This is a genomic window from Cytobacillus sp. ABV4_503 (assembly GCF_056158445.1).
The window spans coordinates 96812-111101 of the sequence record NZ_JBSWTH010000002.1 but is presented as its reverse complement, the minus strand read 5'-3'; the positions used below and the strand labels follow the sequence as shown (position 1 = coordinate 111101).

The 14290-nt window shown below is 43.3% G+C and carries 14 protein-coding genes and 1 pseudogene; 1 reads left to right on the top strand and 14 read right to left on the bottom strand.

Going from position 1 to position 14290, the window contains the following annotated elements; translation table 11 throughout:
* From ACXAD1_RS25525 to acpS, 8 genes are all read right to left on the bottom strand, one after another.
* Window positions 1-402 (bottom strand): anti-sigma regulatory factor, encoded by a 402-nt coding sequence (locus ACXAD1_RS25525; RefSeq protein ID WP_026580738.1) that lies wholly within the window; start codon window positions 400-402, stop codon window positions 1-3.
* 4 nt (window positions 403-406) lie between these two features.
* The gene (locus tag ACXAD1_RS25520; RefSeq protein WP_009336309.1) at window positions 407-769 is read right to left on the bottom strand and encodes an STAS domain-containing protein; all 363 of its coding nucleotides are present in this window, start codon (window positions 767-769) and stop codon (window positions 407-409) included.
* Window positions 766-1599, bottom strand: coding sequence for an RsbT co-antagonist protein RsbRA (locus ACXAD1_RS25515; protein ID WP_206845439.1), 834 nt, complete (start codon window positions 1597-1599; stop codon window positions 766-768). Before ACXAD1_RS25515 ends, ACXAD1_RS25520 begins: the two co-directional genes overlap by 4 nt.
* Before the next feature lie 377 nt (window positions 1600-1976).
* Window positions 1977-2327, bottom strand: coding sequence for a type II toxin-antitoxin system endoribonuclease NdoA (gene ndoA, locus ACXAD1_RS25510; RefSeq protein ID WP_009336311.1), 351 nt, complete (start codon window positions 2325-2327; stop codon window positions 1977-1979).
* 4 nt (window positions 2328-2331) lie between these two features.
* Window positions 2332-2613, bottom strand: coding sequence for a CopG family ribbon-helix-helix protein (locus ACXAD1_RS25505; protein WP_474911397.1), 282 nt, complete (start codon window positions 2611-2613; stop codon window positions 2332-2334).
* A 363-nt stretch (window positions 2614-2976) separates the two neighbouring features.
* Window positions 2977-4134 (bottom strand): alanine racemase, encoded by a 1158-nt coding sequence (gene alr / locus ACXAD1_RS25500; RefSeq protein ID WP_474911396.1) that lies wholly within the window; start codon window positions 4132-4134, stop codon window positions 2977-2979.
* Window positions 4135-4311: 177 nt separating this feature from the next.
* Window positions 4312-5325: a LolA family protein gene (locus tag ACXAD1_RS25495; protein WP_206845444.1), complete on the bottom strand. Its 1014-nt coding sequence runs from the start codon at window positions 5323-5325 to the stop codon at window positions 4312-4314.
* Between the two features lie 145 nt (window positions 5326-5470).
* Window positions 5471-5824: a holo-ACP synthase gene (gene acpS, locus ACXAD1_RS25490; RefSeq protein WP_206845445.1), complete on the bottom strand. Its 354-nt coding sequence runs from the start codon at window positions 5822-5824 to the stop codon at window positions 5471-5473.
* 164 nt (window positions 5825-5988) lie between these two features.
* Here acpS and ACXAD1_RS25485 point away from each other — a divergent pair, with 164 nt between their 5' ends.
* Window positions 5989-6714 (top strand): rhomboid family intramembrane serine protease, encoded by a 726-nt coding sequence (locus ACXAD1_RS25485; protein ID WP_206845446.1) that lies wholly within the window; start codon window positions 5989-5991, stop codon window positions 6712-6714.
* A gap of 15 nt (window positions 6715-6729) precedes the next feature.
* On the opposite strand, the gene ACXAD1_RS25480 is transcribed toward ACXAD1_RS25485, so the two are convergent.
* The 6 genes and pseudogenes from ACXAD1_RS25480 to ACXAD1_RS25455 all read right to left on the bottom strand — a co-directional run bounded on the left by ACXAD1_RS25480 (window position 6730) and on the right by ACXAD1_RS25455 (window position 14278).
* On the bottom strand, window positions 6730-8199 hold the full coding sequence (locus ACXAD1_RS25480) for a PH domain-containing protein (RefSeq protein WP_474911395.1): 1470 nt from the start codon (window positions 8197-8199) through the stop codon (window positions 6730-6732).
* On the bottom strand, window positions 8186-8665 hold the full coding sequence (locus ACXAD1_RS25475) for a PH domain-containing protein (protein ID WP_370224656.1): 480 nt from the start codon (window positions 8663-8665) through the stop codon (window positions 8186-8188). Before ACXAD1_RS25475 ends, ACXAD1_RS25480 begins: the two co-directional genes overlap by 14 nt.
* A 173-nt stretch (window positions 8666-8838) precedes the next feature.
* A complete protein-coding gene (gene uvsE, locus ACXAD1_RS25470) occupies window positions 8839-9801 on the bottom strand; it encodes a UV DNA damage repair endonuclease UvsE (protein ID WP_206845449.1) in 963 nt (320 codons plus the stop codon).
* Between the two features lie 115 nt (window positions 9802-9916).
* Window positions 9917-11392 (bottom strand): degradosome RNA helicase CshA, encoded by a 1476-nt coding sequence (gene cshA, locus ACXAD1_RS25465; protein ID WP_280516132.1) that lies wholly within the window; start codon window positions 11390-11392, stop codon window positions 9917-9919.
* A gap of 505 nt (window positions 11393-11897) precedes the next feature.
* Entirely contained in the window at window positions 11898-12593 is a 696-nt protein-coding gene (locus tag ACXAD1_RS25460) for an alpha/beta hydrolase (RefSeq protein WP_474911394.1), read from the bottom strand.
* Between the two features lie 312 nt (window positions 12594-12905).
* A pseudogene (locus ACXAD1_RS25455) lies at window positions 12906-14278 on the bottom strand (UDP-N-acetylmuramoyl-tripeptide--D-alanyl-D-alanine ligase).
* Between the last annotated feature and the right edge of the window lie 12 nt (window positions 14279-14290).

Here is a 14290-nt window from a genome sequence, read left to right as displayed (position 1 = left end):
CTAACGAAGCCACTTAGTTGCTTTTATATCTGTTCCGGTTCCAGGATTGGAGTCAATTAAGAACTCATCCATTAACCGCTTCACACCCGGCAGGCCGGCTCCTAATCCCCCTGATGTAGAGAATCCATCTTCCATTACTTGGCGTAAATCATTGATTCCAGGGCCGCTGTCTACCGCAACTATACGCAATCCCGCTTTTCCGCCGTCGTATATTTTTTCAATACAGATTTGCCCTTGTCCGGCGTATAAGTATATATTCCGGGCAAGTTCACTAATGGCTGTAGTGATTCTAGCCTGGTCAACTGTACCAAAACCAAGCTCTTTAGCAACATTCCGCCCAAGCTGGCGGGCTGCAACGATGTCCCATTCGTTTATGATTTTAACGCAGGATTGGTTTTCCATACAGTTACTCCCCCAATTCCTGTTGTAATTTCTCCAAACCTTTTTCTAGATCTAATGCAGTAAGGACATCATCTAACCCAATACCTAACTCAATAAGCGTAATTGCTACGGCAGGCTGTATCCCGGTTATGACTACTTTTGCACCCATCAGTTTGGACATATTTATTACGTCGCCGAGAACTTTAGCGATGAATGAATCAATAAAGTCAATGGATGTTAAATCAATCACGACTCCATTTGCGCTGGTCTCATGGATTTTATGGAGCAGATCCTCCTGAAACTGCAAAGCAGTCTGGTCATCCAATTCCCACTGGATGGAGACTAATAGGCAATCGTTCAGCTTTAAAATTGGGATTCTCACTCTCATTCCGCTCCCTCCACACTCACAATTTTGCGGCTGGTTAACTCAAGCGCCGCTTCTACACCCTTTTTCAAGGTATTCTTTGTAGTAAACTGATTTAAATCAATTCCCAAGTTTACAATGGTTTGGGCAATTTCCGGACGGATGCCTACAAGCATGCATTTCGCTCCGACAAGCCTTACAGCATCTGCTGCCTGTATGATATGATGGGCTACCATCGTATCAACAACCGGCACACCTGTTATATCAATAAGCACCACTTCTGAACGGTGTTTTACTACTCCATTCAAAAGGTTCTCCATAATCTGTTTCGCCCGCTCTGTATCAATTGTTCCGACAAGAGGCATGACTGTAATTCCTTCGAATACTGGAATCAGCGGCGCAGATAGTTCCTGAAGCGCAATTTTTTGGAGAGATACAGTTCTTTCCCAAGTGGTTGAATACATATTTACCACTTCATTGACCATGGGAGTCATCCAGCTGTCAAACTCGTAAATGACTTTCATCTGGTTTTCCTGGGTAACAACCCCGGCTTCCTGCATGTCCTCAAATACAATCTTTCCGAATGTTTGGAGCCCTTTTGTCACAAAACTGAGAGGCCAGCCCAAACGTACGATTTTCTCAGAGAAGTCACTCAATTTTGAAGTGAATTCCTCATTTGAACTTTTTATATTAGAGATAATCAGGTCAATGAATTCCCGGCTTGTTCCGATAAATACCTGATCAGATACTACCTTCGTAACCCTTTCATCCGCATTTTCCTTTGTGGCCTCAAGCCACTCATTGAATATGGAATCTTTGTTGTTTTGTATATAATTTAATATTGTGGAATTCATTTGTTCCTCCCTATCTTAGCATATATCTATTATTAGCCTTCCAATTCTCCTTTATTGTAAAGAAGATAAAAAATCTTCCTGTCCCGTATATATCAATTAAATGATAACAGTGAATGCCAGTCAAATGATACCTATATGATGCGTAATGAATAAACTCCCATCGTTGGTTAATTCGACAATTTTTAATTAAATCCCTTTTTTCACTTCACATCTCAGCTGATTACCATCGAACATTGAAGTGTATTCTCATATGAAACGGGTATATTTACAATACCAGATAATTTTATATATTAAATGACTCTCTTTTTTACCCTCTTTATAAGGAACTAAACCTCTTTCCTGATAAAATAAAAAAACGCCCTTCAAAAGAGCGTTTGTTAAAATTCGATGAGGCCTAAGCTGATTTGCACGGCTTCATCCACTTTTTCCATCATTTCGTCATCGAGATGGGTTATTTTATCGGTTAAGCGTTGTTTATCAATTGTACGAATCTGTTCTAATAAGATGACCGAATCCCTTTCAAAACCATAACGCTTCGCATCAATTTCAACGTGAGTAGGCAGCTTCGCTTTTTGAATCTGAGCTGTGATTGCTGCAACAATTACTGTGGGACTAAACCGATTCCCGATGTCGTTTTGGATGACAAGCACTGGACGGACGCCGCCTTGTTCTGAACCAACAACTGGGGATAGGTCTGCAAAATAAACGTCACCACGTTTGACAATCAAAGGATTATCCTCCGCTTACTAGACGTTCAACTGTGTGTTCTGCCTCATATTCCGCTTGAAATGCTTCAGATGCAATCGTCAAATTTATTTTCGCCATCTCCATGTAGCCTCGTCTCATGGACTCGCGAATTTGTCTCTTTCTGCGTTCGCGCAAATACATTTTGGTTGCCTGATAAATGAATTCGCTCCGGTTAACGTTTTCCTGTTTTGCAAATCCGTCTAACTCGGTTAAAAGATGCTGCGGTAATTTCACCCTTATCTCTGTTGTTGTGCTGGAATCAGACACAAACATACACCTCCACCATCACTACACACCATTTTTATATCTACCATTTTCAATATTACCATTAATAAAGCCCAATGCAAAGGGGATTCTTTAATTCTTCTGTATTATCGTCCAAAAAAATAGTATTTTATGCATGATTCCAGAAAAGCGGAAGCGCCTTGCTCACGATTGAACGCAGACTAAAAACGCAACGTCCTGTGGCAACGTCTGCATGACCCGCATCCTCCCAAATGCTCTCCTTTTGATCGTGCGATGTTTATGCTGACGAAGCCTTACATGTTTATCTTATCAGTATGCCTCATCGCTTATTCCATTTCTTTTTCCGGACGATAGCTCAACTGGGCAGCAAATAAAATTTACGCGTTATAGCAGATAATTAATTCCCCCGATAATTTTACCATCTCTTTTATATATGCGCGGAACCCGGGAAGATACCATGCAGGTTACTTCATAGTTGATGGTTTCAAGTTTTCCGGCGATTTCGTCAACCGGAATCTTTTCTTTCCCCTGCTCACCGATCAGGGTTACTTTTGTACCAACAGGCATTTCATGCGGAAGCTTAATCATGCATTGATCCATGCAAACTCTTCCAACAATTGGAACTCTCAATCCTTCAGCAATAACCTCCTGTCCCTGCAGCTTTCGGATCCAGCCATCTGCATAGCCAATCGGCAATGTCGCAATCCATTCATCTTCCTGTGCCTCATAAGTTGCACCATAGCTGACTTTCTCGCCTTTATGAAGCTTTTTCACATGCACAATAGAGGTATGGAGAGAAAAAGCTTCTTTCAGCTGGAAAGGAAGTTCAGGCTTAATTTCCATGGAAGGAGCCAGCCCGTACATACTGATCCCCATTCTGACAGCATTGAAGTGGGCTTTGGGGAATCTAAGGCCGGCCGCGCTGTTGCTGGTATGGATGCACTTCGGCAAAATCTCCAGCCAGCCGGTCATTTCCTCAAATCTGCTCAGCTGGTTTTCAAAATAAGCATTCTCCAATGAATCCGCTGTTGCGAAATGTGTAAACACTCCTTCAAGCAGAAAGCGCTTGTCCTTTTTAATAACGCTCTCAATTCCCTTAAGCTCATCAAAGCTTCGAATACCCAGGCGGCCCATTCCTGTATCAAACTTTATATGAATATTTAAGACTTCTCCCTCTTCCACATATTCTTTTGCTTGAGTGAGCCACTCCTTTTGAAAAACGGTCAGAGAAATATTCTTTGCCGCTGCTTCGCCTGCATGCTCCGGGCGGCTCGCTCCCATTACTAAAATCGGAGCTGCAATCTTTTTATTTCTCAAAGCCATCGCCTCATCCAGTGTGGCAACAGCCAGAGAGGATGCGCCCGCTTCCAGAGCAACTTCGGCCACCGCAGCATCTCCATGCCCGTACCCATTTGCCTTCACAACCGCAATGAGGTTTGTTCCTTCTTCTGCATGTTTTTTCATTGACTCTACATTATATGAAATATGATCCAGATTTATCTCTGCCCAAGTGTCCCTGTACATTTTTGTTTGTTCATACATCGATGTCTTCACGTCCTTTAGCCGTTGCTTCTCTACATGTCGATTATTAAACTCGGGCAGAGGGTTTGTCAAATGGTTATTTTTTATCAAAAAGCTTTGAAAGCTGATTTCCGATGCAGGCCAATCATCTCCATCAAAAAAACAGGCCCCCTATGAGACCTGCTTTTTGCCGGTGATTTATTTCACCATTTCCCCCTGTACAGAGCGGGCAATTTCGGACATTTCTTCAGGTGATAAATCGTTGGATGCAATCATATAATCCACACCCAGGTAGGTCCAGGAAATGGTGTTGTCAGAAAGTGCACCAATGGTAAAGCCAAGGTCAACAGGCTCGCCTTTAACTGAAGTAACGACGGATGATGTCGGCATGACAGCGGCCTTTTCCTGCACAAGAGTGAAGGATTTTTCTCCATCGTATGTCAATACAACACGTTTGCCATCTTCTGTTTGCACTTCCTGCTCATCAACCAGCTTTACATCTGCCATTTCCATCTGCGGATATTTAACCGCGAATTCCTGATCCTCCACCTCTGCCATCACCGGCACTTCGAGCTGGGCGCCTGTCATGTTCTTCTGCATGTCAAAATCTTTCTTATCGAAGCTTGCATTAAACTTTACATTTGAAAAATCTACTGTTACAAGTGCATTTTTATCAGGATCCATAACCTTTACACTGACTGGGGATAAATCTGACTTCTTGAGCTTGATTTCCTGGATAGGGAGCATCTGGTTATTTTGATAGCGTGTTTTTGTTTCAAACACATAATGATCTTTTGTAGCGGAGAACTTAGCTTCTTTATCCTCCATAATATCCTTGACTAATGATTCATATAAATAAGCCTGGCTGCTGTTTTGCGGCCAATCGCTCTGGAAACGGAAGCTCTTGTTCAGCGCAGGAGTAAGGACAAATACACCGTCATCGTTACGCAGAATCATTTGACTTTGTTCCTTTTGGGCGTTTTTCAGATTCACCCGGTAAAAGTCAGGCTCCTTATGCCATACTTCAATTTCGTAAGTTTGCGGGTCAGTCCCCATCTGCAGAGTCATCTTGGCCTCTGCCTTGTATCCTTTAATGTCTTCAAGCTTATTGTTAAGATCCTTTACGACATCTTCCTGTGACTTAGTTCCACAGGCAGACAATGCAAGAACTACCAAAAGCCCGGCAAGCAGCATGAACCACTTTTTCTTCATTCCTTCAGCCCCTTTGTCTCATTTCAGTGAGATCGGCCCAAACTTCCGGCCTGTCTCTCCTATCGCATTATGAATATATGAGACAACCTTAGGGAATATGCTAGGAGGAATGACAAGCATTTGAAATTCTTCAGCTTGCCAAATATCAAGTTTTTTCTATAACCACCTGAGCCACCGCATATTCTCTGCTATGGGAAATCGACAAGTGTATCCCATCTTTAAATGGCTTCGAAATATAAGGCTTTCCCTTTTCATCCTTTTCAATTTCAATATCCTGAAAGGAAAGTTCTTCCCCAATTCCAGTACCCCATGCCTTTGAAAAAGCTTCTTTTGCTGCGAACCTCCCGGCAAGATATTCAGCCCGTCTCTTTTCCGGCAAGCAGCGATAGCCTGCCTGCTCTTTTGGTGTCAAAATCCGTTCAGGAAACCGCTCCTGCCTGGCGATAATTTTTCGTATACGCTCCAGATCTGCAATATCAATCCCAATACCGGAAATCATCTCTCATCTTCCTTCTATTTATATTATTCGCTGCATAAAGAATACAGTAGAAGCAGTATTATGTACACATTATAAGATGAATAAGTGTTTTGGCATGCTGAAAAACCGCTTTTCAGGCTATGATGTAGATACACGGTCCAACAATTCAAGCACGGAGGAGAGCCATGTTTACAAGAACGGAAAGTTTTAAGGAATTTATCCGCTACTATCCTGTTGTTTCTGCTATCATTTGTATCCATATTATCATCTATCTATTAACAGTCATTCCCCTATTTCCAAATACACTTATTTTCGAAAAGCTTGCAGGTGTCAATTTATATATTGTTCAAGGTGAATACTGGCGGCTTCTGAGCCCAATCATACTGCACAGCGGTTTCCCCCATGTTTTGTTTAACAGCTTTTCTCTCGTTCTCTTTGGCCCTGTCCTGGAACGGCTGCTCGGAAAAACCAGATTCATCCTGCTTTACATCACAGCTGGGGCAGCAGCGAATATTGCAACACTGCTTCTTGAACCATTGACATATATTCATGTGGGTGCCAGTGGTGCGATTTTTGGCCTTTTCGGATACTTTGCGGCAATCATCGTATTCCGAAAAGAACTTTTATCCAGGGAAAACTCACAAATCATTCTGACCATTACGATAATCGGCGTAGTTATGACCTTTCTGCAGCCAAACATCAATATTACAGCCCATTTATTCGGCCTCCTTGCAGGTTTTCTGATTGGTGCGGCATCACTGGCCAAAGGCCGTACATCTTCTCCATCCAGCACAATACAGCCCGGACGACTTTCTGGCATCAGACCTACATTAAAAGGGGTCCCAGCCTCAAAGCTTGTTCTCTGGGGAATCATTATCATTTTGGCTGTACTGGGGTTTTTAGCCAGATAATTCAAAAAAAAGCGCTCATGGGCGCTTTTCCTTTTTCAAATAACTTCTGTTTAATCCAGTATAAGAGTACCACTTATAAATAGCATAAACTTCTTTCCGGTCAAGATCAGGGACCGTTCCTCCTGTCCCCCCAATCCCTGACATGGCCACAGCTTCTATGGTAGCCAGACTGCGCTTTTTCTGAAAATAACTTTCACTAATGGTGAGGGACTGTATTCTATTTCTTTTCATAAAGACCGTAGTCCTGACAATCCCGCGATATCTGAGAGCAAGCTGCTGAGGGCTGATATCCCAGCCTGCATCCCTGTATTTGAGATACGACCACCCCAATGAAAGGATCAGCAGCACTAAAGAAAAGTATCCCCATGGCCTGAAAAAGAGAAGCGGAACAGCCACAAAAGGCAGCACCCACATAAACCCTCTCCATAAATAGCGGTTAAGCGCCCTTTTCGGAGCTTTAAAGAATCCGGGCTGCAGTTCATAGTGCAACAAGTGGGGCTTTAACAGCCCGGCAATCCGTGTTTTTTTTACAACCGGCAGGATCATTAGGCGGGCGCTTTCATTATCCTCAATAGAGCCTCCTGCACTTTCAATATAGACAGTCGCCAGGCCAAGCGGCTGCCTAAGCAGATTTTCCCTGAACTGGATAGCCTGAATGCGATTCAGCGGAATCGTCATCTGCCTTTTCTCAAGCAGGCCTCTTGTGACAATTAATTCCTTCTCTGTCTTTATTAATGTAAAATCAGCATATTTCAGCATACTGCCTATAAGGGCTATCAGCCATGCAATAAAAAAGACGATGAAGACCAGGATACTTACAAATATAATTCCGTTGGCAATAAATCCTTCAAGCCCGGCAAACACCTTTTCATAGGGAATGATTTCTTCAAATTGAAAAACAAAAGCAAATACAGCCGAAATAACGACACCAGCCCCGCCTGAAGTTGATGCCAGAAGGAGCAGCTCGCCAGGAGAAATTTTATAAATCACTTCCCGGTTCTGCAATGCTGCTTCCATTTCGGAAGGATTCTTTTTAGCGGCTGAAAATGCCTGCTGAATTAACTCTGCCTCTTTTTTAGAAATAGCCGTCAATACCGCTTCTGCCTCACCAGCACCGCTTGATCCGGCTGTCTCCACTTTCATCTTTACAAGGCCAAATGGCCTTTGCAGCAAACCTTCCGATAAGTCAAGACTTTGAATTCTTTCAAGCGGAATATATCTCTTCTTCCTGATCAGAACACCATACTCGATTCGAAGCTCGCCTTCCTCCAGTCTATAGGTATATCTCCACCAGGTAAGGACCCCAATCAAAAAAACCGCGATTATGACCCCTAAAGACAGGACAAGCTGAACAATTTCCCCATTTCCTCCTCTGCTTCCAAAGACGACAAAAACAAGAAAAGGCACCAGCATTTCCTTAAGGTGTTTCAGGAAGTTGGCCACCGCTGATATTGGGTGCAGCCGTTTAGGATTAAACATCATCATCTGCAGCCCTTGCCAGCATGGAAATGCAAAAACGCAATTCCTCTGCTTCATCCACATCCAATGCCGGTATTTCATGAACTGTCGCAGCTGTCGAGATGGTGACAGTTGCAAGACGATATTTACGCAATATCGGCCCTTGCTTGGTATCCACATGCTGCACCCGAATCATGGGAACAAGGGTCCTTTTAATCACAAATATCCCATGTTTAAGCTCTATTTCATTTTCCCGGACCTCATACCTCCATCTTTTCCACCTTAAAGAGGGGAAAGTCATAATGACCAGGTAGGCATAAGCGGAATAAAACATTAAGGAAGCTCCAATAACCCAAATAGGCCAATTAAACAGGAAAGCAGCAGCAATAGCGCCCCCTGATAACACAAAAGGAAAAACAGAGTGGATTGTGCCGGAGATTCTCCATGCAAGCAGCCCCCTTGCCGGTATCCTTTTATGCGGCTCTGTAATCATGCAGTACCCCCCGCAATTCCATAAAATTAATAGTATTCAAAAAGCCCAGAGTCAGTTCCTCGCTCAAAACCTCTTCAGTATATGGCGTTTTGAATCAGCTCTTTCACTTCTATAAGTATACATGACAGAAAAAAGAAGTGTCTCCCTTTTATGAAAAAAGTGGGGGGTGCTTCTTAGATTTCAAAGCTGGAAGAATCAATAAAAGTCAAATTGGGGTTCATTCTCAAATCTTCAGCAAGTTTAAATAATGCGCTGTCCTTCATTTTCGCTTCGATCATACAATGGATCTCAGGCACTGACCCCTTAATGTTCTGAAGAAACTCCATGAACATATCAGCATTAATATAATCGGCATGCGCTCTGAAATCTTTGTCTGATCTTGGACTGGAAATATGCATTTTCACAGGCAGTTCTGAATGGTCCCATGTCGCTGCGACCCTTTCCCATTGCCCCGTCCAGTTATCATTCTCAAAGTTGGCAAGGTGATGGTGGTAATCAAACACAAGCGGAATCCCAAGTTTTTCACAAAGGTAGAGTGTATCACCAAGTGTAAAGGTGGTATCGTCATTCTCGAGGATCATCATTTGCTGGATTCCTGAAGGTGTAAAGCCCCAATTATGGATAAATTGTTCGAGAGCCTTCTCTTTATCATCATATCCTCCGCCCACATGCAGAACACAGCGATGAGCAGGATTCAGCCTCATGCCTTTCAGCAGGGCTTCATGCATTGCCAGCGTTTTAATGGAAATATTCAATGTATCAACTTTCGGTGTATTAAGGAGCACAAAATGGTCCGGATGAAAATCCACCCGCATGGGATGTTCATCCAGAAAGTCCCCGATTTTGGATAGAGCTTCTTTAAGAGGGCGCATATACTTCCAATAAGAGAGTTCCTCATGATTGGCTAGAGGAATCAGCCGGGAACTAAAGCGGAAAAAGTGGATATCATGGGCTGCATTGTGCTTGAGAAGTCTCAGGCAGTTTTCAAGATTTGATACGGCGATCCGCTCCAGTCTTGCTATAGCTGCCTCGCGGTCTTTAATGGCCGAGAATTGCTTGAACGTCATCGTTTGCGATGGTGACGCGTTTTTCAGATTCATACTCATCGCTACATACCCAAGGCGTACAATCGTCATGTCGGTTCCTCCCGTACAGCATTTCCCTTAGTATGTACGGCTGCCGCTGAGAAATTGCAGCTCTTAATATTGAGGCCAAATAAAAAGAGAGCAGAATCTCTGCTCTCCAAATTTATTAACGATAGCTGCTGCTATTCGAACGATTATTGTGGCTTTGACGTTTTCCAGTGTGGCCTTGACGGGATTTGTATGCTCCCTTCTGGCCTCCTTGTCTACCTTTTCCGTTATAGCCTCCACGGCTGCGGTCATTCGGCTTTCTGTCACGCTTAGATGGAAGCGGCTTTTCCTCTGTTAATTTAACCGGAGTTGTATCCGGTTCTTTTGTCAGCATTTTCAGCACTGCCTGGACCACTGTTGAAGCGTCCTTTTGTGCCAGAAGCTCATCTGCTGCTTCTTTATAGCTGTCAAGATTGTTTTCCTCAATGGTTTGCATGATTTTTTCCATGACTGCTTTTTGCTGGCCTTCAAGCGCCTCATCCAGTGTTGGAGCATCCATGCGTTCCATTTTTCTCTTGGTTGTACGTTCTACGACATGCAGATACGATTTTTCGCGCGGATTGATGAATGTCATCGCAACGCCCGTTTTTCCAGCACGTCCTGTACGGCCGATGCGGTGAACATAGCTTTCAGGATCCTGCGGAATATCGAAATTGTACACATGTGTGACGCCGGAAATATCCAATCCGCGCGCAGCAACATCTGTTGCAACCAGGACGTCAATGCTTCCCTCTTTGAACTTGCGAAGAACAGAAATCCTCTTAGCCTGGCTTAAGTCACCGTGGATTCCTTCAGCCATGTATCCGCGAAGGTTCAAGGCTTCAGCCAGTTCATCGACACGGCGCTTTGTACGTCCGAACACAATTGCCAATTCAGGTGATTGTATATCGAGAAGTCTTGTCAGCACATCAAATTTATTCTTTTCATGCACTTCAATATAGTATTGTTCAATCGATGACACAGTCATTTCCTTTGCTTTTACACGGACAATTTGAGGGTCTTTCATGAAGCGTTCTGCCATTCTGCGGATTGGAGCAGGCATTGTAGCAGAGAAAAGCAGCGTCTGGCGTTCTTCAGGAATTTGTGCAAGGATCGCTTCAATATCGTCAATGAATCCCATGTTAAGCATTTCATCCGCTTCGTCAAGAATAGCAGTATGGACATGGTCAAGACGCAATGTTTTGCGGTTTATGTGGTCCAAAATACGTCCTGGCGTTCCAACGATGATATGAGGCTTGTTCTTCAAAGCGCGGATTTGGCGATTAATATCCTGGCCGCCATAAATAGATAGGACTTTCGTTCTTTTGCCGTAGCCGATTTTATACAGTTCTTCCGATACTTGAATTGCCAGCTCACGAGTTGGAGCAATCACAATTCCCTGAATGAAATCCTTTGTGTTATCGATTTTATCAATCATCGGGATTCCGAATGCAGCAGTTTTTCCTGTTCCTGTCTGCGCCTGCCCGATCAGGTCTTTATTCTCTAAACTCAACGGAATGGTCTGGGTCTGAATAGGAGTCGCTTCTTCAAATCCCATTCGCTTCAGTGATTTCATTGTTTCCGGGCTGATGCCCAAGTCTTGAAACTTTGTCAATGTATTCATTCTCCTTCTAATCATAGAAAAATTTTGTCCCTGCAAACCTGCAGGCAGGAATTCTCCTGAAAATTGGCCTATGAGTCACTCTTCCGGACGATTATAAGAAAAGTTAGGGCACCCCGTAAGGAGCCTTTTAACCGGCAGTACCCGGTATCTAGATGCTGTAACTTCTTATTTTTATAAAAAGTGCGGTTATGTTTCGTTAAGAAGAGTCCCACTCACTATGAAACCCGCTTGAGGAAAGGATGAGGGTAAATTCTATCCAAATTGTTCACGGACAATCAGGTCTCTAAAGATGAGTTCTAACATCGAGAAAGCACTCATCTATTTTGGCCATACTGAAGTATGACATTCTCAGCAATACCTCTGTATTTAATGAAAAAAGACATTCTCCTGCTGGAGCATGTCCGGGTTCTCAAAAGAAGTTCCTGTTGGCACTTTGGTGTTTATATTACCATTTTCAAGTAAGCATTGCAAACTTGAAGGCTGGCTGAAAACCTTATCATTCCGGCTTTTTTTGAAGAAAACCAAGGATCTCCCGAAAGAGGCGTTCCCCTTCCCCGCAATGGCAGATAAGATGTTTCGAGTCCTTTATAAAAATTAATTTTTTGGCAGATGAACTTATATTATTGTATAAATATCTGGCACTTCGCGGAGGCACAACTCCATCACTTTCCCCTTGCGCAATCAATGTCGGAACAGTGATCTGGTTTAAGATAGGTTTGATAGAGGCCACAAGCCTGCGGAATTGAAGAGTTGCCGTAATCGGTGTCGCACTTATTTTCCGCTTATACCTGACGAACATCTCATTGTCGGCCAGGTTTCCCTTGAAGGCATCCCTTGCCATCTCTTTAATATCGAAGAAAAGCTGTTTTGGATTTACGTAATAAGCAGCTGCACTAAGCAGAACCAGCTTGTCTACAGGATAATGTACTGTTAAGTAGCTGGCGATCAGGCCGCCCATCGAAAAGCCGACTACATACACCTTCTCACAGCGGCTTATCAGTCTTTTCAGCTCTTCCTCTGCATGCTCAATCCATTTGTTATAGGCAATCCCTTTCAGCTTCAGTTCATCGCCATGACCCGGCAATGTCGGCACGGAAATCTCCCAGTCTGTATGTTTTTTCAAATACTCTGCCAAAGGTTCTACTTCAAATGGAGCTCCTGTAAAACCATGTATGCACATGCAGCCAATCATCCTCGAGTCACCGCCATTTTTGATAATTTAATTCAATTCTATTTTACACTTTTTCCTTTTTGCCATACTAATCAAACCTGTTAGAAGATAAAAAATTATAACGAAGGAACTATATAAAAATAATTTAAACCCCTGTTCCACGTGGAACAGGGGTTTTTTTCCTATAATAACAGATATATGAATTTTATCCTTGGTAAAATTCATTCTCTGACTAAATAAGTTAATGAGTGCTGAAGAGCACAGGGTGTCTTCATGCTGTTTCAGCTGCAATAGTATTCTGTTAAAGACATATTGTTATTCTTTTCTTAGCAATTATTGAAGGGCTGAGACGACTTCTTCCAGCTTCATTCCCCTGGATGCCTTAACCAGTACAATCGTTTCCTGATCCACATGTTTCTTCAGCTCTTCGATCAGCGGCTGTTTGTCAATAAAGGCGGCTACCTGTTCATCAGGCAGGACCTCCTTCGCTCCCTTGGCGATAAATTCGCCAAGCTTGCCGAATGTAAATACATAATCAACCTTTTCAGGATCCACAGATTTTCCTATGGAGTAATGGAAATCTTCCTCTTGCGGACCAAGCTCCAGCATATCGCCCAGAACAAGAATTTTCTTTTTATATCCTGGCAGGTTGGCGATCAGTTCAATCGCTGCATTCATAGATGTTGGACTCGCATTATAAGCATCATTGATGATTTTTTCTCCACTTTGACCCTCGAGAAGTTCCATCCTCATGTTCGTCAGTTTTAGGCTCGCGAAGCCTGCGTTCATCTTTTCGTACGGAACACCGAAATGGGATGCTGCAATCATGGCTGCCAGGGCATTGAGAACATTATGGGTGCCTAAAACAGGCAAATAAAACTTCTCGCTGGACACATTGATTCCAAACGTGCTGCCGCTGTCATTCTGCTTGATATCCATCGGATACACATCATTTTCCCCGGTTCTTCCAAAGGTTCTTAAAGCTGCCGAACCAATGTAGGATTTCAGCTTTTCATCCAGGAGTGGCTCGTCGCCGTAATAAATAACCAGGCCATTTTCCTGAAGCCCATTTACGATCTCAAGCTTAGCTTCTGCAATCCCTTCTCTGGAACCTAAATCCTGCAGGTGGGATTCCCCTATATTCGTAATAATCACTGCGTCAGGGCGTGCAAGCTTCGTAAGGAAATCGATTTCTCCCCTGCCGCTCATCCCCATTTCCAGCACCGCGATTTCCGTATCTTCCTCAAGAGCCAGAATGGTTAAGGGCAAACCGATATGGTTGTTATAGTTACCTTCCGTTTTTTGAACTTTATATTGCAGGGAAAGAAGGTTTGCGGTCATATCCTTGGTTGTTGTTTTGCCGTTGCTTCCTGTAATGCCTGCGACTTTTATCTTTAATTCATCACGATAGCTTCTCGCCAATTCCTGAAGAGCCGTTAGTGTATCTTCAACGATCAGGATTGGAAGATGAAGCGGGGGATTGGGAACATCCTTTTGCCAAAAAGCCGCAGCTGCCCTTTTTCGATGGCATCTTCTACAAATCGATGGCCGTCCGAATTTTCACCTTTGAATGGAACGAACAAATTGCCAGGATTGATTTTTCTGGAGTCAATGCTGACGCCCTGTATGGATGTATTGTGAAAAGATGAACCATCATTCTCAATCTTTATCATTTGTTCAATTTCCTGAAGTGTTTTCTTTATCATATGGCGCCTCCT